A 21227-nucleotide genomic window follows, 5' to 3' on the forward strand; every position below is an offset into this window, starting at 1 on the left:
TTTCCGGGTTGCCCTACCAGTTTCTCACGTCGACGAAATGACCGGCGACGGCGGCCGCCGCGGCCATGGCCGGGCTGACCAGGTGCGTCCTGCCGTTCCGCCCCTGCCGTCCTTCGAAATTGCGATTGGAAGTGCTCGCGCACCGCTCTCCGGGCTGCAGGATGTCCGGGTTCATCCCGAGGCACATGCTGCATCCGGCCTCGCGCCACTCGAACCCGGCCTCCTTGAAGACCCGGTCCAGGCCCTCGGCTTCCGCCTGCCGCTTTACCGAATAGGAACCGGGCACCACCAGGGCGGTGACCCGCGGCGATACGCGGCGGCCTTTGATGACGTCCGCGGCCGCGCGCAGGTCGCTGAGCCGGGAATTGGTGCAGCTTCCGATAAAGACCCGGTCCACTTCGATATCCGTGATCGACGTATTGGGTTCCAGCGCCATATAGGCCAGCGCCTTTTCCGCGGCGCGCCGGTCGTTCTCGCTGGCCATCCCGCCCGGATCGGGCACGACCCCGGTCACGTCCGTCACCATGCCGGGATTGGTGCCCCAGGTCACCTGGGGGACGATCTCGTCGGCGCGAAGGGTGAGACGCTCGTCGTATTCAGCCGCTTCGTCGGTCGCCAGTCCGCGCCATCGCTCCACGGCCCGGTCGAATTCGGCGCCGCCCGGGGCGAACTCGCGGCCGGCTAGGTACTCGAAGGTCGTGTCGTCGGGCGCGATGAGGCCGGCCCGGGCGCCCAGTTCGATGGACATGTTGCAGACCGTCATCCGCTCGTCCATGGACAGGCTCCGGACCGTGCTCCCCGTATATTCGATGACCGTGCCCGTGCCCCCGGCCGTGCCCGTGCGGCGGATGACGTTCAGGATGATGTCCTTGGCGGTCACGCCCTCGCTCAATACTCCGTCGATTCGGATCTCAAAGGTCCTGGAGCGCTTCTGGAGCAGGCACTGCGTGGCCATGACGTGCTCGACCTCGCTGGTGCCGATGCCGAAGGCCAACGCGCCGAAGGCGCCATGGGTCGACGTGTGGCTGTCGCCGCAGACCATGGTCTTGCCCGGCTGCGTGACGCCCAGTTCCGGTCCGATCACGTGGACGATGCCGTTATTAGGCGAGTCGAGGTCGTACAGAGGCACGCCGAACTCCTCGCAGTTCCGGACCAGCATGTCCACCTGGAGCCTGGCGATCTCGTCGGTCATGGGCAGGGACCGGTCGGTGGTGGGCACGTTGTGGTCCATCGTGGCGTAGGTCAGATCGGGCCGCCTCAGCTTCCGGCCCGCGGCCCGCAGTCCCTCGAAGGCCTGCGGAGAGGTCACCTCGTGGATCAGGTGGGCGTCGATGTAGAGGACGGCGAGCCCGTCGGCCATCTCCCTGACCACGTGCCGGTCCCAGACCTTCTCATACATGGTTTTGGCTGGCATGGATGTTCCCCGGTAATCACGAACGGCGAACCGGCGCGGGCCTCTTCCCCTGAACCAGAGCGCCGGCAAGTCCCGAAATGGCCCTTAAAGACTGTAAATTCATATGCTTACGCCCGCTTGACAGCTCCGCGGGCCAACGCATCCAATATAGCCCTGGAGGCGGGCTCGGGGCAAGCAAAAAGTCCATGGTCCCCCGGGCCGATGAACCGGCCGGCGGACCGCCCCGTCAGCGGCCCCCAAGGCACGCCAATCTCCTTGACAGGAAGAGTCCGATTCTCTATATTGTCAAGGGTCGCAATTTGTTATTGGAAATACCTAAACGATTGCTTGTGATGACCCGGTTTTTGTTGCAGCAATTTCAAAGTGTTATGTGATATGCGTATCGAACAGGTGCGTCCGGACAGCATTGCGGAGCATGTCGGCCTGGTGCCAGGGGACCGGTTGATCCGGATCAATCAGGCCCGGGTCAGGGATTCCCTCGACTACCGGTTCTGGTCCAGCGAGGACGTGCTTGAGCTCGACGTGCTCCAGGTGAACGGAAGCCGGGTGCTGATCGACGTGGAAAAGGATCCGGACGAGGACCTGGGGCTGTCTCTGCACGAACCGCCCTACCAGTCCTGTGCCAACAAGTGCGTGTTCTGCTTCATTCATCAGAACCCGAAGGGCATGCGCAAGGCCGTCTACTTCCAGGACGAGGACGTGCGCCTCACGTTCCTGTACGGTAATTATGTTACGCTGGCCTTCGCATCCGACGCCTACCTCGAACGCATCATCGTCCAGCGCCTGAGCCCGATCTACGTGTCGGTCCACGCCACGGACCCGGAGCTGCGCCGGATGCTGCTGGGCGCACCCAAGGCGAAGGACGTCATGCCCATCCTCAGGCGGCTGGCGGAGGGCGGCATCCTGATCGAGACGCAGATCGTCCTCTGTCCCGGACTCAACGACGGTCCCGCGCTCCGCAAGACCGTGGACGACCTGGCCGAACTGTATCCGGCGGTGGAGTCGATCTCCATTGTGCCCGTCGGTCTCACCGGACACCGCCAGGGACTGTACCGCCTCGAGCCGGTAACCGTGGATTACGCCCGGCGCATGATCGACACGATCGGCGCCTGGCAGGATGAGCTCCGCGAACGGCTGGGCCATCCGCTGGTCTACCTGTCCGACGAATGGTATCTGATGTCTTCCACACCCCTGCCGCCGCCGTCCTTCTACGAGGACTGCCCCGTCGTGGAGAACGGCGTCGGCATGGTCACGCAGTTCGAAGCCGATATGGCCGGGCAGACCCGGACGCTGCCCGAACGGGCGGCCGAACCGCTCCGGACGACACTCGTCACAGCCGAACTGGCACAGGACGTCGTGAGGAAGTCGCTGGTGGAGCCGCTGAACCGGGTGGAGCGCGTCGACGCGAATCTGGTCGTCGCGCAGAACACCTTTTTCGGACCGGGCATCACCGTGTCGGGACTGCTGACCGGCCAGGACATCCTTCACGCGCTGAAGGACGAGGAAGTGGGGGACCGCGTGTACCTTCCGCCCAACGTCCTGAACGACGACGGACTGCTGCTGGACGATATGACCCTGTCCGGGCTGAGCGAGCGGGTCGGCGCGCCGGTGGAGCTGTTCCCGGAATTAATGGGAGAGCTTCCCGGTCTTCGCTCCGCGGCCGGACCGCGCTGAACCCAGGCCGCAACAGGACGACAAACCGCCATGTCTTCTGTCATCGCCATCATAGGCCGTCCCAACGTGGGCAAGTCGGTGCTGTTCAACCGGATGATCGGCCGCCGCGACGCTATCGTGCACGACGCCCCGGGCATCACGCGGGACCGGCACTACGCCGAGGCGGACTGGTTCGGGAAGAAGTTCACCGTGGTGGACACGGGCGGCCTGGTCCCGGAATCCGACGAACCCATGGAGGCGGCCATCGAACAGCAGGCCCGGCTGGCCGTCAGCGAAGCCGACGTGATCCTGCTGGTCACGGACGTCCGCACGGGCATCACGCCCCTGGACCAGAAGGCGGCCGAAGTCGTCCGAAGGGCCGGCAAGCAGGTCATCGTCGTCGCCAACAAGGTGGACAGCGGCGCGCAGGAGAACCACGCCTACGAATTCGGCGCCCTGGGGTTGGGCGAGCCCATGATGATCTCCGCCCTGAAGGGACGGAATACCGGCGACCTGATGGATATGCTGGCTGAACATATGCCCGAACCCGCCCCCGTCGTCGAAGAGGAAGACGGCGCGATCAAAGTGGCGATCGTGGGCAAGCCGAACGTGGGGAAGTCGTCCCTGGTCAACGCCATCGTGGGCCGGGACACCGTGATCGTATCCGACGTCCCCGGTACGACGCGGGACTCGGTGGACACGCGGATCACCCGGCAGGGCGTGAAGTACAACCTGATCGATACCGCCGGCCTCAGGCGCCGGTCCCGGATTAAGAGCGACATAGAGTTCTACAGTTTCACGCGCACGATGCGGAGCATAGCGCGCTGCGACGTGGCGGTACTGCTGGTGGACGCCGTCGACGGCCTGGCCACGCAGGAGCAGCGGATCGTCTCGCAGGTGGACGAGGCGGGGAAGGGGCTGGTCATCGCCTTCAACAAGTGGGACCTGGTGGACTGGACCGAGCATCCGACGGAGGCCTACGCCCAGACGGCCAGGGAGTATCTCCGGTTCGCCGACTACGCGCCGATCCTGTTCGTTTCGGCCGAGACCCGCCGCGGGGTGACCCAGATCATGCAGAAGACGCGCCACGTCCACGAAATGCGTTCGCTCCGGGTGTCCACCGGCGAGCTGAACCGCGTCGTGGAAAGCATCACGGCCTATTATCCGCCCCCGGCCGCGCCGGACGGAGGGGCGACCCGGATCCTTTACTGCACGCAGGTACAGATCGCTCCGCCCACCTTCGTGTTTTTCGTGAACCATCCGGACGCGGTACCGGATTCGTACAGGCGGTACCTGTCGAACCGGCTCCGGGAGGCCTTCGTATTCGAGGGTTCGCCCATACGGGTGCTGATCCGCGGACGGGAAGGGAAACGATGAGCAAGCTGTATTATTCCAGCAGCGAAGTCTCGACCATGCTCGACCTGGAGCCGTCCGTACTCCGGTTCTGGGAAGATCAGTTCGGTCAGCTCCGAATCAAGCGGAACCGCGCCGGCAAGCGGATGTACCGGGAGAAGGACATCGAGCTGATCCGCGCGATCAAGCAGCTCACCCGGGACGAGGGATACACCATAGCCGGCGCCAGGAAGAAGCTCCAGGAATCCGCGGCGGACCGCGCCGCGGCAAAGGCGGACCGTGGCGCGGAACAGACCGGCCGAACCGCGGAAAAAGCGGATCCCACCGCGGCAAAAGTTGACCGAACCACGGAAAAGGCCGACCGCGACGCGGAAAGGAGGGCGCCCCCCGAATCCGCCTCCGAATCCGAAGTCATACAGTGGATCCGATCCCGCCTGATCGATATGCGGGAAATGATGGACTAGGATCATGCATCCTGTGTGAGGAAACGGTCATGATCGTCTCTCTTCCACGTCCGTCATCCCGGGTATTGCCCGCCTTGCTGTTTTTCCTATTGTCTCACTTTGTTCACCCCGCCTGCGACAGTGCCCGCGGGGAACCGCCTTCGCCACAGGAAATCGCTGCCACAGCCATCGCGGACGGCGCAGGTGACACAACCGAAGCTCCGGTTCTCCGCGGCGGCGCGGCCCAAGACCGCGTGATCGACGGCGGCGCCATCGAACGCGCCCTGGGGGAACTTTACGAGCTGCTGAACGACCGGGACATCGGCGACAATCCCCTCGAGGAGATCCGCGAAGAAAACGCTCCTTCCCTGGCTGAACGATTCGACGATGCCCGGATCAGACTGAGGAAGCGACACGCGGTCGACAGTCTCCTCGTGCACCCCGAAGTCCGGCTCAGCGTTTTCATCGAAGAGGAAGACCGGCTTTCGGCCGAACTGTGGAAAGTCCATTTCGCTCCGGACGGGAATGGCTGGAAGACCGGCCGGTACGAGTCGCTGCTGACCGCCCGTCTCGGCTTCCGGTTCTCGCTCCGCGAGGACGAGGTCTACGCCTTCGACCGCCTGACGATCGAGGGACCTGCCTGTGTATTCGACATCGAAGACGGCCTGCTGATGCCCGGGTTTTCCGGAGACCGCATAGGGCGCGTGGTTCTCATGGGCGCGGGCCGTTTCACCTTCACGCCGCCGGACCGGGTCGAGCGCCAGCAGATGAACAAGTACGCCCGCACCACCGACGCGGTGTACACGACCCGGTTCGAACGGATCGTGCTGATCCTTTCTCCTGAGGGCTACGAGAAACTGGTGGAAGGCGTCGTGCTGTCCCGCGTCAAGGGCGGCCGGGCCTTCGACCGGGCGGAAGCCCTGATGAAACGCGTCGACAGAGACTACCTGATGGACATGAAGCCCGCCCGGAAACGCTTCTCGCTGGCCCACTCGCATCCGGCGTTTCTCCAGGCGGAAATCGACCTCGCGGAATCGGACCGGTGGCTGGTCTACACGTACAGCCCCTATGAATCGGAAGCGGTCAGCCTGGTGCAGAAGAGCGGTTTTCCCAGGAATCCGCATATCAGTCCCCCCGTGGTGTGGTGCCGTTTCGGGGTGGACCGGACGGACGCCACCGGAAAGGACGAGAAGGTCCGCGGTCCGCTGCTGTCCGTGGATCACTACGGGATCTCCGGGACGCTGGAGAAAAACGGGAAGCGCATGCGGCTGAAGACGATTCTGGACATCACGGCCAGGGCGGACACGCTCACCGCGGCGACTTTCACGCTGAATCCGGCCTTCGACGTCTTTCGCGTGGATTACGCCGACGGCCGGGGCGCCCTGTTCACGAGACAGGGGACCTATCGCACCATTCCGTTTCTCCAGCCTGTCCCGAGGGACAGCACCACCACGCTGACCCTGTGGTACGAAGGGGACGTCTTCCGGGACGGCGGCGGAGACTTCTTCGGCCTGTTGAACAACCAGCAGTGGCTGCCCGTGCATTCCAACGAGGACCTGTACACTTTCGACCTGGAACTGCGCTACCCGGAAAAGCTGGCCGTGGCGACGACGGGCGCCGCGGTGGACGGGTACGTGGAGGGCGACACGCGGGTATCCCGGTGGCAGCGCCGGCATCCGGTGTCATCGCTGGGCGTCACCTTCTCCGAGAACCGTACCCGGTCGGTTTCCGTGGGTGAAGTCGAGTTGTCCTTCAGCGTGGATAAAGACCGGCGCAAGAGTGATTCGAGTACGGAGCGGATCATCCGACATATCGGTCCCGCGCTCGATTTCTTCGGCGGCATCTTCGGTCCCTATCCCTACGGGAAGCTCGACATCATCCAGATGCCCGACGACTACGAATTCGGCCGGGCGCTGCCGTCGATGCTGATGCTGTGGGGCCTGTATTTCCAGGATGCCTTCAGCCTGGACGCGAATCTGCACGCCCACATGTACACGGAAGTGCAGCATATCTTCCGCGGCTTCCTGGCCCATGAGCTCGCCCACCAGTGGTGGGGCGGCGCCGTGATCCCGAAGACGTATCGCGACGCCTGGCTTTCGGAGGCCATGGCGACGTATGCGGCAGACCTGTTCATCGAACGCGAGATCGGCGGCGACGGATTCCGGGAGATGCTGGAGCGGCACACGGACCAGGCGCTCTTCGCCGACCGGCACGGCGCCGTCGACCTGGGTCGCCGGCTCAGGGAAAACTACCAGGCCATCGTCTACGAGAAGGGCGCCATGGTGCTGCACATGCTGCGGCGCACCATAGGCGACGAACACTTTATGGCCGCGCTCTCCCGTTTCTACCGGGACAATGTGGGCAAGGTGGTGACCACGGAGGACTTCGAGGCGGCGGTGGAAGCGGTCGCCGGCCGGGAGATGGACTGGTTCTTCGACCAGTGGATCCGGCGCACGGGCTATCCGGTCTACCGGGTGTATCACACCACCAGTAAGAGAGACGGCGGTGAGGGGGCCGGGAAGGTGTTTACGGTGCGGGGACAGTTACTGCAGGAACAGGAAAGGGAAGTCTTCCAGGCGATCGTGCCCCTGGTCTTCGAACTGGAAAACGGGGACCGGATTACCCGGGAAATCTGGAATACCCAGAAGCGGCAGACCTTCGAGTACGCGGTGCCGGACGGAGTAAAGCGCATCCTCATCGCACCGGACTATTCCGTGTATTTCAAGACGGCCAGGTAGTGCCGACCGTGATGCTGGTCCGGCATTGATCTTTCCGGTCTGACGGCCGCCGTGCCCGCGCACGTTACTCGGGCACCGGCCTCTCCACCCTCGCACGATTCGCTTCCGGCGTGTCGGGATACCGCGTGATCAGACGCTGGTACACGTAGCCGGCCTCCACGTCGCGTCCCGCCTGCCGCAGGCACTGTCCCGCCTGCAGGAGGACCTTTTCCAGCCCTTCTGCTCCGGGGAACTCCACTTCGAATTTCAGGTACTGACGGGCGGCTTCGATGAGGTCGCCCTGGTCGCGGTAACTGTCCGCTATCGCCAGGCGCGCCGAACGAACGAGCGTCGAATCGGGTTGCGAGGCAAGGAGTTGCTGGAATACCATGCGAGACAGTTCCGGCCGCCGTCCGGCCAGGAGCGCCTTGCCCAGGAGAAAACGCGTTTCATCCTTCAGTTCCGAATCCGGATAGGCTTTCAGGAGCCGGTTGCAGGCGTTGACCGCGTCGTCGTGTCGTTCCAGGTCGAACTGTATGCGGGACACTTCGAGCAGCGCGTCGTCCGCCAGAACGTGATCCGGGTCGTGGAGCAGTACCTGCAGGTAGTATTGTTCCGCGGCCTCCCGATCCGGGTCCAGGCGTCCCAGGTGGAAGAGCGCCACCGGTTCCCGGGGCTGGTCTTCCAGTATACGCAGGAAGGCGTCGCGGGCCCGGTCGTGCCGGCCTGCCTCGTAGAAGGCTACCGCTTCGCCAAGCGATATGGTGGGGGTCTGCTGCGAGGTTTCGGCAACGGCCGTATCCTGCGCCGCGACCAGGAAAGTGCAGAGGCACATCGCCCACCTGGACAGATTCAGACGGGCAAGAGTTGCAAATTTCGACAGGACGGCGGGGGTGTGACAGCCCGCCTTCGTTTCACTCATCGAGGGGGACCCGAAGGGCCTCTTTCAAAAGTTTTCCAGGTTTGAAACGGGTCTTTTTTCCGGCCGGAACGTAAACGATGGCGCTCGTGCGGGGATTGCGCGCGGAGGTACGGGCCTTGGTGTCCTTCACCTCGAAAACGCCGAACCCACGGATCTCGATTCGATCTCCCTGGACGAGCGAATCCCGCATGGCCACGAACGTCTGGTCGACAACGGGAAAGACCTGTTCTTTCTTCAATCCCAGGCGCTTGCTGATCTGTTCCACCAACTCCTTCTTGGTGGTGGTCATGGAGGACCTCCTCCCTGCAACGGGACCGCCGGCCGGAACCGGACGCTATCCCTATGCAGTCTTTTAACTTAACAACGCCGCACCGTATACTATAGACCGGCAGCCGCCGTGTCAAAGGATTTCGATTTCACCCCCTCCCGGCACCACGATGCGCCCGGAATTCGAGTCCGGTCTTCCATGCTTGCGTGAGGCGAGGCTGATTCGGCCACTTCACGTGCGGCAGCCATTCCGACAACCTAGTTCATTCCGGCCGGCGCCGTCTTGTGGAAGGGGAAGGAACCGTTGAAGGGCCGGGGGCTGGAGACGTACCAGACGCCTTCGTACATGGGACAGGTCTGGTAGTGGCAGACCACGTTGCACCGCTCCATGCCATCGTCCTCTTTGGCTCCCTGGTGGGGGATGTGGCTGAGGAAGACCACGGCGTCGCCCGCCATGGGGCGCAGTACCACGTGTTCCTGGGCGTAACACCATTCCTCGAAGGCGACATGGTCTATCCGTGGATAGAGGTGGGGCGGTTCGGCGAGATGGCCGTTCTTGACGAATCTCAAATTGCCCTGTCCGGGGACGTTGTCCTGGAAATAGAAGGTCGTGTTCACGCTGCTGGGCTGAACCGCGAGGCGGCGTTTCTCCGTTTCCCGCTTCTCGTTCCAGTACCCGTAGAAGTCCATGTGCCATTCCTGGACGTAGGGTCCCGGATTGATGTGCGCCCTGAAGCTGCGGAGCTGGCACTGCTTGCCCATCATGGCATAGAGCAGCGGCGCCACGCTCGGATGGCCCACGAGGGGACTGAATATATCGGGTTCCCGGTCCAGCAGGGTGTCGAACCACATGTTGCCGACCGAGTTCAGTCCTTCCTCCCAACCTTGATCCTTCGCGTGGAATATGCGTGACCGCACCTGCTCGGTCTCCTCCGGGGACAGGGCGCCCTTGATCAGCACAAAACCGTCCCGCTCCAGTTGATCCAGCTTTTCGTTGAGATCCTTCACTACACCGCTCCTTGTATGTCTCTCACTGAGCCGTTCCCTGTACGTCTTCGCGAATTTCCTCATTCATCGGCGTGGCAGGCCATAGATGACCGGACCGGATGGTTCGATCTTCATCGGAAAACCATAATCACAGGGCGGGTTGCTGTCAAGCCATACGGAATGTGGTTCGCGTCCGCCGAGACGGGGCGGAAGCGCATCAAACACCGATTCGAGTCTCATGATCAATCTTCGAATGGATAGAGGGGCCGGCGCCGGTACCGATAGGTGAACCTCCGCATGTCCGCCGTCGTGGCGCCGGGCGTGTCCACCCGTATCAGGCGCCTGCTCACGGGGGCGTAGGCCGCCGTCGGCGCGTGCACGCCCTTGGCGATCAGCACCTGAAAATCGACCGGGTCCAGGCCGATGCTGGTCATCATGCCCAGGCTCACGGGCACGGTACGCAGCGACGTCAGACTGACCGTCAGTCCGCTGTCCGCGGTCACCACTGCCGTCAACCCCATGTCGAAGGACGTTTTGCCGCCGTGGCGCACGGCCGATTCGGTGAAGCGTCCCTCGTGGATGCCCCGCACCCGCACCTCGGCCCGGATGGACGGGCCGTGCCGGTCGTCCGTCTTGCCTCCCATATTCAGGACGAGGCGCGCGCCGGTCCCCGCGCCAACGGCCTGTTCGACGCACCCGGGATCGTACAGGCAGAGGAAGGCATCGGCGCCTCCGCGATCCAGCAGTTCGTGGGCGATGAGCGTGCCGTCCGCGGCCGAGCCGCCGCCCACGTTGTCTCCCATGTCGAGCAGGCATACGGGACCCTCGCCTGCCAGCGCGGCGTCGACGGCATCGGGAATGGAGACGAACTCGCCGACGAACTCGTCCCGGTGCGCCACCAGGTATCCGGCGAGATCGTCCGCGATGCGCCGGGCCAGGTCCGGGTCGCCATCGGTAACGGCAATGAACGCCGATCCCATCTCCGGCACGTCCGCGTAGGGAAAGCCGAGGACGATGCTGTCGGACAGGACGCCCGGCTCCTTCAGCCGCGCATCCGCCTTTTCGTAGAGGGGCAGGCAGGGCGGCGAGGAGGTGTCCTGGCGTTCGATGCCGATGGCCACCGCGGGGAAGGCGGCCGCCTGCACGGGGCGCACTTCCCCGCGCAGGGTCCGGTTCATGAGCGAAGCGGCTTCCAGGCCCCGCTGCTTCTGGTCCAGGTGCGGGTTGGTGCGGTAGGCGATGGTGGCGTCGCAGGCGGAAACCATGCGTTGCGAAAGGTTGGCGTGGGGATCTATGGTACAGATGATCGGAAGACCGGGTCCGACCTCCTTACGCAGCCGGGTAAGCCAGAACCCGTCCAGGTCGTGGTAGTCCGTCCCCTCGCCGGCGTTGGCGCCGTGGGGAGCGACCAGCAGGCCGTCGAGGGGTCCCGCGCCCGCGAGCTGCTCGAACATCATTTTGATCAGCGCGTCGCAGGTATCCCGCGTGATCCGGCCGGACGGCGGGGTGGACGCATAGAACAGCGGCACGGCGTCGATGCCGGCGTCGTCCAGGCCGTCCAGGAAGCCGCTGATCTCGTGGAAGCCGCCCCTGAATTGGTCGTTGACGGCTTCGCCCGTAAGGATCCCGTCCCGCCGGAACAGGTCGAGGGTCGTCGGCGTGTGGCTGAACGTATTGGATTCGTGGATCAGCGAGAGGATGCCTACGCGCACGGATAAGCGCTCCTTAGACTGCGGATCACACTGACACGGACCGCACCTGACGCGGACCGCACTGACGCGGTCGCGAAGACCACGGATCGCAAAGGCCGCGGGTCGCGCGCCGGAAGCACGCCCGGGCGGCCCGGTCCGGTGGATCACGACATCATGTGCTGGAAGGACTTCCTGAACTTGTCCACTTTCGGATCGATGACCATGAAACAGTAGGGTTGCCGGGGGTTGTTGCGATAGTAGTTGTGGTGATAAGCTTCGGCCTCGTAAAAATCCCGCAGGGGCTCGACCTCCGTGACGATCGGATCGCTCCAGAGGTCTGTAGCGTCCGTCTCCGCCTTCGAATACTCGGCAGCGCGCTTCTGCGCTTCGTCGTGGTACAGGATGATCGAACGATACTGGGTGCCGATGTCCCCGCCCTGGCGGTTGAGCGTGGTCGGATCGTGTATGCGCCAGAAGATATGCAGCAGATCCGCGTAGGAGATCACGGCCGGATCGAAGGTGATCCGCACGACCTCGGCATGGCCCGTCGCGCCGGTGCACACGGACTTGTAATCCGGGTCTGCCACGCTGCCGCCGGCATAGCCGGACACCACGCTCGAGACGCCTTTGACCTGCTGATAGATCGCTTCGAGACACCAGAAGCAACCTCCGCCCAGCGTTGCCGCCTGCGCCTGTTGTGTCATGCTGCCATCCTCCTCAATCACGCGGATTCCGCGTAACACGCGTGTAGGTAAAAACGAAAATCGGTATCGCGAGGGCCAGGAAAATCCAGATCAGCACCCGGTCGTCCTCGATGATCCCGGTCATGGCCAGCAGCGTACTGACGCCCGCCGCTGGAATGGCCGCTGTGGCGGCGGATACGGCCAAGCAGAACATGAGATCCTTGATCATGCGTTTCATGAAACCGGCCGATTCACGTGTTTGCCGTCGACGTAATCCAGCAGATCCCGGGTGACCGCGCCGTCCGGTTCCCGGTCGAAGGTCGTCCTGAAGTCCCGCATCAGGCCGGACGGTTCGAACCGACGGCCTTCGCGCACGGTGCACGACACGTTTTCGATATCTTCGATCCGTTCGAGAGGATTCCCCTGCACCGCGACGAGGTCGGCCTGCCTTCCCGGCCTGACGGAACCGGTCCTTTCGTCAATGCCCAGCACCCGGGCGTTTATCGAAGTGGCCGACCGGAGCGCGTCCACGGCCGGAATGCCGGCATCCGTGTACATGGCGAGTTCGTCGTGCAGGCTCATCCCCGGTACGAGGTGGGGGAAGGGCGTATCGGTTCCCAGCGCGACCGTCACGCCCCGCTGATGGGCCCTGCGCAGGAACCGCTTCAGGTGCACCATGGCGCCCTGGTACCGCCACCGGTGTTCCGCCGGTCCGAATCGGCTGAGGTACCGCTGCCATATATCGAGATGGCGGGGATGTACCCAGGCCCGCCGGGCATCGTGGTGGAAAGGCCGGTCCAGGATGCGGCCGAGCCGGTCCCAGACCACCAGGGTAGGGTCGATGATCACGTCCCGTTCCAAGAGCTGGTCGATCATGAGATCGTCTTCCACCTCGGACGCCGCGCGCCAGGCCACGCCGCAGCCGGCCAGGTGCTCGAACTCGTCCAGCCCGTACCGCACGGCGTCTTCGGCGGACGTCGCCTGCAGATGGGCCACTACGAATTTACCCGATTCATGGGCGGCGTCAACAGCCGCCTTCAGCAGGGAAGGGTCCACGCCCGCGTACAGCTTGATCTGGTCCACCCCGGCCTCCACGTGCCGGCGGACCGATTCGGCGATCTCCCCGGGCGTGCCGTGCGCACGGCCCAATTGGGGCCAGTAGACCCTGGGCCCGTCGAGGAGATGGCCGCAGCACAGGATGGCCGGCCCCGCGGAAAGGTCATTCGCGTGGCGCTCGCGCTCGCCGAGGATCCACGCCAGATCGTTGCCCACGTCGCGGACCGTGGTTACGCCCGCGGCCAGGAAGGCCAGGCCCATGACGGAACTGTAGTGGACGTGGGCGTCCATCAGGCCCGGCAGGAGTGTGCAGCCCGGCAGGGTTACGGACTCCATGTCAGCGGGGATTTCGGCGACGGGCAGCACCGCGTCGATGAGGCGGCCTCTGACCACTACGGCCACCCCGGACTGCGTCCCTTCGGAAACGCCGTCCCACACCCGGTCCGCGGCCAGCGCGTATGTGGCATTCCCCGTGTTGTTATTCATCGCGGATTCCCGGTTGCCTTTCTTCGACGGGGTTGTGGCGGGACAGCCCTTTCCGCGGCGTCCGGCGCACTATAAATCCCTTGCCCGGAGCGCGTTCCGGCCTTTACTTGATCCCATCGGTAATATCTAATGTCACCGTGGTTTCTGTCAAAGGGCTAATGTCCATTCCCCTGTACATCGGCTGGCAACGCATCCTGGACGGCCAGGGTATCGGCATCGCCTTCACCGGCATGTTCATCGTGTTCCTGGCCCTCGCCGCGATCAGCCTCTGCATTGCCTTGCTGCCGAAGGTCATGGCTGCGATCGGGGATGTTCTCCCTGAACGGCCGCACAATCCCACCGAACCGGAATCCTCGCACGACGACGAAGCCGTGGCCGCGGCGGTCGGATTCGCGCTCGACGAAAAAAACAATAACCGGTAATCAGGCCATGCGGGCGGATTAGATGACGATACTGTATGACTTTCTGTCGGCTTCCGGCCTGGCCGCGGCGACGTGGGGCCATGGCGTGATGATCCTGATCGGCGTGGTCATGATCATGCTCGCGATCGCCCGCCGTTACGAGCCGCTACTGCTGGTGCCCATCGGCTTCGGCATCATGCTGGGCAACATCCCCATGATGGAAGGCGACGGCCACGGGGTATACGATGAAGGAAGCGTACTTTACTATATCTATTTCGGCGTCAGGGAAGGGGTCTTCCCGCCCCTGATCTTCCTGGGGATCGGGGCCATGACCGATTTCTCGGCCCTGCTGTCCAGTCCGCGGCTCGTCCTCCTGGGCGCCGCGGCGCAGATCGGCATCTTCCTGACCCTGCTGGGCGCCATGGCCATCGGCTTCACGCCGGCGGAATCAGGCGCCATCGCCATCATCGGCGGCGCGGACGGTCCCACGGCCATTTTCCTGTCGTCGAAACTGGCGCCCCACCTGCTATCCATGATCGCGATCGCGTCGTATTCCTACATGGCCCTGGTTCCCATCATCCAGCCGCCCATCATGCGGCTGTTTACGACGCGACAGGAACGGCTCATCCGCATGGCGCCGCCCCGCGCGGTTTCGCGGCGGGAGAAGATCATCTTCCCCATCGTCGCCTTTTTCGTCGCGGCGATGATCGCACCGGATTCTGTCGTGCTGGTGGGTATGCTCTTTTTCGGAAACCTGCTCAAGGAATGCGGCATGACGGAAAGGCTGGCAAACACCGCCCGCACGTCGATGATAGACATCGTTACGATCCTGCTGGGCTTCTCGGTCGGCGCCAGCACCCAGGCGAAGGCTTTTCTCTCGCTGGAGTCGCTCTTCATCTTCGCCCTGGGCGTGATCTCCTTCTGCATCGCGACGGCCGGTGGCGTGCTCTTCGCCAAGGGCATGAACCTGTTTACGAAAGACAAGATCAACCCGCTAATCGGGGCGGCGGGGGTTTCCGCCGTGCCCATGGCAGCGCGGGTGGCCCAGGTGGAAGCGCACCGCGAGGACCCGCAGAACTTCCTGTTGTTCCACGCCATGGCGCCCAACGTGGCGGGCGTTCTCGGATCCGCCATCGCGGCGGGCATACTCTGGTCGGTGCTCGTGGGCGCATAACTAAAGGAACCAATCGTGAAGAAGAAAGTCAATTTCATGTGCACCACGTTCCGGGACGGATTCCAGTCCGTTTACGGCGCACGCGTATTCACCCGGGACTTCCTGCCCGCCGTGGAAGCGGCGCGTAACGCGGGAATCGATTACTTCGAGGCGGGCGGCGGCGCCCTGTTCCAGTCGCCCTATTTCTACTGCAACGAAGACGCCTTCGAACGGATGGACGCCATACGGGAAGCCGTGGGACCCGAGGCCAACCTGCAGACGCTGTCCCGGGGCGTCAACGTGGTCGGGCTGGATTCGCAGCCCAGCGACATCATCCGGCTGCACGCGCAGTTATTTAAAAAACACGGCATGACGACCATCCGGAACTTCGACGCCCTGAACGACGTGGAGAACTTGGTGCACAGCGGCCGGTGCATCACGGAGGCCGGTCTCAGGCACCAGGTGTGCGTTACCGTCATGGAACTGCCGCCGGGATGCTCGGGCGCCCACGACGCGGCGTTCTACACGGAAACGTTGAGGAAGATCCTCGACGCCGACATTCCCTTCGACTCGGTGTGTTTCAAGGACGCCTCGGGCACGGCTGTTCCCTCCAAGGCGTACGATTCCGTCAAGGCCGCCCGGAAGCTGCTGCCCGAGGGTACCTGGATCCATTACCATACCCACGATACCTCCGGCATCGCGGTGGCGGCGTACCAGGCGGCGCTCGAGGCCGGCGCCGACGCCATCGACCTGGCCTTCGCGCCAGTGTCGGGGGGCACCTCCCAGCCGGACATCCTCGTCATGTGGCACGCGCTTCGCGGCACCGATTACGACCTGGACATAGATCCCGACGGCGTGCGGGAAGCTGCGGAACTCCTGAAGGAATGCATGGCGGACTATTTCCTGCCTCCCGAGGCCGTGGCCGTCGAACCCCTGCTCCCCTGGAGCCCCATGCCGGGCGGGGCCCTGACCGCCAACACGCAGATGCTCCGGGACAACGGGATCATGGACCGCTATCCGGCCATCATCAAGGCCATGAGCGAGGTCGTGGAGAAGGGCGGGTACGGCACGTCGGTCACGCCGGTATCCCAGTTCTATTTCCAGCAGGCCTTCAATAACGTGATGATCGGACCGTGGAAGAAGATCGCGGAAGACTACGGCCGGATGGTCCTGGGCTATTTCGGCAGGACGCCCGTGCCTCCGGATCCGGTCGTCGTGAACATCGCGTCGGAACAGCTTGGCCTGCCGCCCAACAGACGGCCGGTACTGGAACTCAACGACAGCGATCCCAAGAAGGGCGTCGAGGCGGCGCGCGGCGTGCTGAAGGAAGCCGGGATCGAAGATACGGACGAGAACGTCTTCATCGTCGCGGCATGCGGCGAACGGGGACTGGCCTTCCTGAAGGGCGAGGGGTTCATAGGGGTCCGCAAGAAGACTCCGGCAGACCAGGAGGCGCTGCAGGAGGACGCGCTGTCTTCGACGGACGGCCCCCGCGGATACCAGGTGACCGTCAACGGCAGGAGTTACGCGCTGCGCATCGAAGGAAAGACGGCCATCGTGAACGGAAAAGCCTATGAAGTCGACCTGCAGCCCGATATGTCCGAGGCCGCGACAGAGGCGGCGGAACGCGCCGGGACCACGCCGGTCATCGCGCCGATCCCGGGGAAAGTGCTCAAGGTGGCGGTCTCCCCCGGACAGACCGTAGAGGAAGGAGACGTCATCGTGGTCCTGGAAGCCATGAAAATGGAAATGCAGGTCACCGCCGACGTCAGCGGGACCGTGACCCATGTCTCCATAAACCCGGGCGTCCAGGTGATCGCGGGCCAGACGCTGGCCTATCTGGGTTGATGCTCTCCGCGACGGGTCCATGGCTGGAGCGTCGAATGACCGGATTCCTCTTACACCGCATCCGGATTGAAAAGTGCTCCGTGAACGCGGCTCGCGTGCTGCGCCCGGCGGTCGTCTTCAGCCTGTTGTTCCTCGCCTTGCCCGTCTCCTCCCAGACCCCGGCCCCGGCCACCGGCCCCTTCATGCAGCGGGACCAGTTCCCCGTGAGGATGCTGTTCCTGGGTCTGCGTCCCGAGGGCGGAGACCTCCTTCCGCGGAGATCGTTCCAGTGGGCGGTTCAATTCGACTACGCCAATACCTACGCGAGCACTCTTCCCGTGGGCGACACCCTGATAGCTGACGACTACTACCAGGCCGCGCCGGCGGACGAATACCGGCTGTTCGTGGATACGGAATCCCTGCGCCTGTCGGTGGATCTGGACTGGCGGATCGCGTCGCGGCTGCAGATAGGCGCGACCATGCCTTTTCTCAAGCACGGCGGTGGCTTTCTGGACGGCGTGGTGGAGGGGTTTCACGGCATGTTCAACCTGTCCAACGGGGGCCGGGAGTGGGCGCCCAGGAACGACTATGGCGTTTTCGTCGTGCGCAACCGCCGTTTCTGGATCAAGAGCGTGGAGTCCGCCTCCTTCCGGCCGGGAGACCTCGTAGTACGGATGAAGACGCCGTTGAACGTCGGCGGCGAGGAACTCAACCTGGCCCTTGCCGGCGCCGTGAAGCTGCCCACGGGCAGCCTGGAAACGCTGACCGGGAGCGGGGGATGGGATTTCCAGGCGGCGTTGTTCGCAACCTGGCGGCCGGAGCGGCCGAAACAGGGCATGGTCTTTCACGCCAACCTCGCCCACAGCCGGCTGGGCAGGCCTACCCTGGGCGAGGGGTTCCCCCTCCGGTCCATCACGACGCTCGTGCTGGCCTTCGAATACCGGACCACGGGCCGGCTCGCCGTGCTGGTCCAGACGCAGGTAAACATCGGCCCCTTTCCCGGCAGCAGGCTGGGCCCCTTGAACCGCACGGCCATCGAGGCGACCGCCGGCGTGCGGTATGCCATGTCTGAATCGCTGTCGCTCGATTTGGGCCTGACCGAGAATCTCAGCCAGTACCAGAACACCCCCGACGTGGGGCTCCACGTTGGAATCGTGTGGCGGACGCCCTAGCGGCCGCCACATAGGGAGTCATCATGCAAAACACGTATAGACGGTTGCTTTTCAACGCGCATGGGCGGTTGGGTGTGATCGACCTGGACAACACCGCGACCACGGCTGTTCTCGATGTCGCCGGGAGCCCGGTCCACCAGGACGCTGCCGCGACCACGGCTGGTACGCGAGTCTGGTACCCGGATCCGGATGTTCCAGGCATGGCCAGTTGGAGGTGGGGCCCCCTGTTCGCGGACCGGCGCAGGGTGATCCTGTCCAGCTACGAACCCGGCAAGGCCTGGGAAGGCAACGTGCGGGTCCATCTCTGGATATACGACCTGGAGGAAGACCGCGTGCTGGAGGAGATCGCCCTGAAGAACCGGCCCGCGCCGTTCATGGGGTGCACCCATATCCTGCCCGGGGAAGAGCGGCTCGTGGTGAACCCGATCATCGACGGGAAACAGCGCATCTGGACCATGGACCTGGACGGATCCGACCCGCGGGAGATCACGGGCGCCGACGACGGGTTCGTCTACTGCGTCCAGATCAGCCCGGACGGTCGAAGGTTCGCCTACCATTCGACCATGCTGGAAGGGCGGGACAGCTACTGCATATTCGTTTCGGATCTGGACGGAGTAAACCGGGTGGAGGTCGCGGCAGCGCAGGGGCACCTGTACTTCGGTCCCATGTGGTCGCCGGACGGGCAATGGCTGATCTACCAGGACTGCCACTATCCCGATGATCCGGGACACGACTGGGCCGATTTGTGTCTGGGCGGTCCGGACGGCCCCGACGGCGCGACGCACCAGAAGGTCACGACGGGTCAGCGCCAGTGGTTCGCCACGTCTTACGGCAACCCGGAAACCCGGGGCGGCGGATCCAATATCGCCCAGTGGACCCCGGATGGGAGCAAGGTCACCTACACCCGCGCGGAACCCGGATCCCGGACGGCCTGGCCGTACCAGGCCCAAAGGCCGGATACCGATCACTTCAACCGGGACTACTACCCGGAAGACGCCCGCGGCGGCACCGCCATCTGCCTGCTCGACCCCTTCACGGGCGAGGAATCGGAGTTCATACCCTATGAACCCCGCGTCTGGAACTTCCGGTCGGCCTGGTCGCCGGACGGTTCCGTGTTCGCCTTCTGTCGCGCCGAAGTGGGATCGCCGAGCGGCATCTGGCTGGTCGATACCGACGGCGGCAATGCGCACATGCTGACGGACGGATACGAACACCTGGGCGCGGATCACCCGGTGTGGGTGGGGTGATAGAGACGACGCGCAGTGGAACCCCACCGGGAGTCGGCCAATCGGACAGGGCACTAGGGCAGGCCGTCAATTCTCCAGCGGGAAGTGCCGGGTATCTTGCTTGCGCTAAAGGCGTTCAGGTTAAGGCCGGTTCCAGCACATAGGCCGCCGACACAACCGAAACCGTCATCCCTGACTTCAAACGCAGCCCCGCCGAACGAACAGCTCTCGCCAGGTCCTAATACCAACCCCACGGTACACGCCGGTCTTGATGTTGGTGCTGGTGTGGTTGGTGAGGTTGGCGCTGATGGTTCTGTTACCGACGGAGACATCGGATTGTCATCTCCTCCACAAGCATACAGTCCAACGGCGATGAATATGATGGTAGCAAACAACCGGCATTCAGTTGGAATCTTCATATCGGACCTCCGTTCTGTGGGTTATCAAGAAGAACCACTGCAATTGTAGCTTCACAACAGTAAACGGATGACTCAGAGGTGGTCACCAGGACGCCTGATCGGGAACGCCGCCGCTGACGGTTATATCCATCCCGGGTTCGGGCGGGATACGCCGGCCCGCCGTCGAGGGGTTCGATGGATCAGGCCAGTCTCTGAAGATTCCTCTGACCTCGCCGGTTACCTCGTCCCGCAGGAGCGCCATGAATCGATCCCCGTCACCGTCGAGCTCGGCATAACTCGCGGAGCCGGAGAGGGTTATGCGGTACAGGCCGCCAGGCCAAGTCTCCCGCACGGGGAGAATGAAGGCGAAGGAGCCGCCCTCGGCATCGGCGTATTCCGACATGGCGAAGGAAAGAGAGAACAGATTGCCGCCGTCTTCGGTCTCTGCCGTAATGGTATACGGACCGTCCGCATCAGGCAGTTTGGGCGGCGCGTCGACCACAAATGCAGGCTCGAGCGTGAGTTCACCGGCTCCGTCCAGCCCTCCCCAGAGCAATAGTCCTTTCGAGGCGGCTGCAATTGCCGGCGGGATCATGGTGCCTAACGCAATGCGGTGGGTCAACGCCCTGGAGAAGGAATAGTCGCTGATCCACATCGGCTCGCAGTAACTCATCAGGTCCCAGGTCTGGGAACTCACCAGGGATTCGCTCATCATATCGTATCCGGAAACCCCGATGGATCCATCGTCATAGGGATAGTACGGGTCGGGACCTCCGGCGCCGGCAACGGGTTGCCCGTTTCCAATGAAATGGAGACAGGCTGGGTCCGTAGCTGTCGGATGTGCCGTGGCCCGAAGTGGTGAGGAACTAATAGATATACGGTGCAAGTGAAATCAGAATTTGAGCGTCAGGCTTACGCCAGCGAGATCGTCCGCAACGACCGGGTTGATCTGCAACGACGCCTGCCGTAACTCCCGGTTGATTCTGTTGGCGGAAATCGGTGCGTCGATTATGGACCAGATTACGCTTCCCACCAGGACCGCTGCCCCGATGTTAATGGCCGTTTCATTGGAACGCTCTTCATAGCGAAAATGAAACGTAGTCGAACCTGGGGTCTGCGTTATGCTTCCTGAGGATTCCTCCTTTTTGTCATTGACGCCATAAACCAGGATGCCGACACCGGTAGCGGCGCCCAGCAACATAAGGCCGCCCTTCGTGTTTTCTCCGTTATAGAACTGCCCGCCACCCGGGATCAGCCACGATAAGAAGAAGGCCGCCCATGGGTTTTTCTCATTCACTTCGGTTGACTGCGGGATGGTTGGGATCACCTGGTCACTAAAGGCCATCACGTCAGTTTCCGGACGATCCGTCAGCAGGAA

19 protein-coding genes are annotated in these 21227 nt (G+C 63.6%); 9 read left to right on the plus strand and 10 right to left on the minus strand.

Going from position 1 to position 21227, the window contains the following annotated elements; genetic code table 11:
• Nucleotides 1-13 precede the first annotated feature (13 nt).
• Nucleotides 14-1414, minus strand: coding sequence for a 3-isopropylmalate dehydratase large subunit (gene leuC, locus OXG98_03190; GenBank protein ID MCY3771013.1), 1401 nt, complete (start codon nucleotides 1412-1414; stop codon nucleotides 14-16).
• 375 nt (nucleotides 1415-1789) lie between these two features.
• Between leuC and OXG98_03195 the strand changes: the two genes are divergently transcribed.
• From OXG98_03195 to OXG98_03210, 4 genes are all read left to right on the plus strand, one after another.
• Nucleotides 1790-3088: a DUF512 domain-containing protein gene (locus OXG98_03195; protein ID MCY3771014.1), complete on the plus strand. Its 1299-nt coding sequence runs from the start codon at nucleotides 1790-1792 to the stop codon at nucleotides 3086-3088.
• A 30-nt stretch (nucleotides 3089-3118) separates the two neighbouring features.
• Nucleotides 3119-4444: a ribosome biogenesis GTPase Der gene (gene der, locus OXG98_03200; GenBank protein MCY3771015.1), complete on the plus strand. Its 1326-nt coding sequence runs from the start codon at nucleotides 3119-3121 to the stop codon at nucleotides 4442-4444.
• Nucleotides 4441-4884 (plus strand): MerR family transcriptional regulator, encoded by a 444-nt coding sequence (locus OXG98_03205; protein MCY3771016.1) that lies wholly within the window; start codon nucleotides 4441-4443, stop codon nucleotides 4882-4884. The genes der and OXG98_03205 overlap by 4 nt, the downstream gene beginning before the upstream one ends.
• A gap of 233 nt (nucleotides 4885-5117) precedes the next feature.
• Nucleotides 5118-7601, plus strand: a complete 2484-nt coding sequence (locus OXG98_03210) for a M1 family aminopeptidase (protein ID MCY3771017.1) — start codon at nucleotides 5118-5120, stop codon at nucleotides 7599-7601.
• Between the two features lie 64 nt (nucleotides 7602-7665).
• Here the strand turns inward: OXG98_03210 and OXG98_03215 are convergent, their stop codons facing one another.
• From OXG98_03215 to OXG98_03245, 7 genes are all read right to left on the minus strand, one after another.
• Nucleotides 7666-8502, minus strand: a complete 837-nt coding sequence (locus OXG98_03215) for a tetratricopeptide repeat protein (GenBank protein ID MCY3771018.1) — start codon at nucleotides 8500-8502, stop codon at nucleotides 7666-7668.
• Entirely contained in the window at nucleotides 8495-8791 is a 297-nt protein-coding gene (locus OXG98_03220; protein MCY3771019.1) for an integration host factor subunit beta, read from the minus strand. The genes OXG98_03215 and OXG98_03220 overlap by 8 nt, the downstream gene beginning before the upstream one ends.
• A gap of 236 nt (nucleotides 8792-9027) precedes the next feature.
• Complete coding sequence (locus OXG98_03225; GenBank protein MCY3771020.1) at nucleotides 9028-9777, minus strand: phytanoyl-CoA dioxygenase family protein; 750 nt, start codon at nucleotides 9775-9777, stop codon at nucleotides 9028-9030.
• A 221-nt stretch (nucleotides 9778-9998) separates the two neighbouring features.
• Nucleotides 9999-11468, minus strand: a complete 1470-nt coding sequence (locus OXG98_03230; protein MCY3771021.1) for a M81 family metallopeptidase — start codon at nucleotides 11466-11468, stop codon at nucleotides 9999-10001.
• A gap of 143 nt (nucleotides 11469-11611) precedes the next feature.
• The gene (gene msrA / locus OXG98_03235; protein ID MCY3771022.1) at nucleotides 11612-12151 is read right to left on the minus strand and encodes a peptide-methionine (S)-S-oxide reductase MsrA; all 540 of its coding nucleotides are present in this window, start codon (nucleotides 12149-12151) and stop codon (nucleotides 11612-11614) included.
• Nucleotides 12152-12164: 13 nt separating this feature from the next.
• Nucleotides 12165-12368 (minus strand): hypothetical protein, encoded by a 204-nt coding sequence (locus OXG98_03240; GenBank protein ID MCY3771023.1) that lies wholly within the window; start codon nucleotides 12366-12368, stop codon nucleotides 12165-12167.
• Nucleotides 12365-13672, minus strand: a complete 1308-nt coding sequence (locus OXG98_03245) for an amidohydrolase family protein (GenBank protein ID MCY3771024.1) — start codon at nucleotides 13670-13672, stop codon at nucleotides 12365-12367. The genes OXG98_03240 and OXG98_03245 overlap by 4 nt, the downstream gene beginning before the upstream one ends.
• A gap of 158 nt (nucleotides 13673-13830) precedes the next feature.
• Between OXG98_03245 and OXG98_03250 the strand changes: the two genes are divergently transcribed.
• Genes OXG98_03250 through OXG98_03270 form a run of 5 tightly spaced genes read left to right on the plus strand, consistent with a single transcriptional unit; the run spans nucleotide 13831 to nucleotide 19472 of the window.
• Nucleotides 13831-14094, plus strand: a complete 264-nt coding sequence (locus OXG98_03250; GenBank protein MCY3771025.1) for an OadG family protein — start codon at nucleotides 13831-13833, stop codon at nucleotides 14092-14094.
• 22 nt (nucleotides 14095-14116) lie between these two features.
• The gene (locus OXG98_03255) at nucleotides 14117-15247 is read left to right on the plus strand and encodes a sodium ion-translocating decarboxylase subunit beta (protein MCY3771026.1); all 1131 of its coding nucleotides are present in this window, start codon (nucleotides 14117-14119) and stop codon (nucleotides 15245-15247) included.
• Nucleotides 15248-15259: 12 nt separating this feature from the next.
• Nucleotides 15260-17074 (plus strand): biotin/lipoyl-binding protein, encoded by a 1815-nt coding sequence (locus OXG98_03260; protein MCY3771027.1) that lies wholly within the window; start codon nucleotides 15260-15262, stop codon nucleotides 17072-17074.
• Nucleotides 17075-17109: 35 nt separating this feature from the next.
• Nucleotides 17110-18225, plus strand: coding sequence for a DUF3187 family protein (locus OXG98_03265; GenBank protein MCY3771028.1), 1116 nt, complete (start codon nucleotides 17110-17112; stop codon nucleotides 18223-18225).
• Nucleotides 18226-18248: 23 nt separating this feature from the next.
• Nucleotides 18249-19472 (plus strand): serine/threonine protein kinase, encoded by a 1224-nt coding sequence (locus OXG98_03270; GenBank protein ID MCY3771029.1) that lies wholly within the window; start codon nucleotides 18249-18251, stop codon nucleotides 19470-19472.
• A gap of 480 nt (nucleotides 19473-19952) precedes the next feature.
• On the opposite strand, the gene OXG98_03275 is transcribed toward OXG98_03270, so the two are convergent.
• The gene (locus tag OXG98_03275; protein ID MCY3771030.1) at nucleotides 19953-20564 is read right to left on the minus strand and encodes a hypothetical protein; all 612 of its coding nucleotides are present in this window, start codon (nucleotides 20562-20564) and stop codon (nucleotides 19953-19955) included.
• Nucleotides 20565-20741: 177 nt separating this feature from the next.
• A partial coding sequence (locus OXG98_03280; protein ID MCY3771031.1) for a hypothetical protein occupies nucleotides 20742-21227 on the minus strand: 486 nt, incomplete at its 5' end.

Source organism: Gemmatimonadota bacterium, assembly GCA_026706345.1.
Classification (GTDB): Bacteria; JAAXHH01; JAAXHH01; order JAAXHH01; family JAAXHH01; genus JAAXHH01.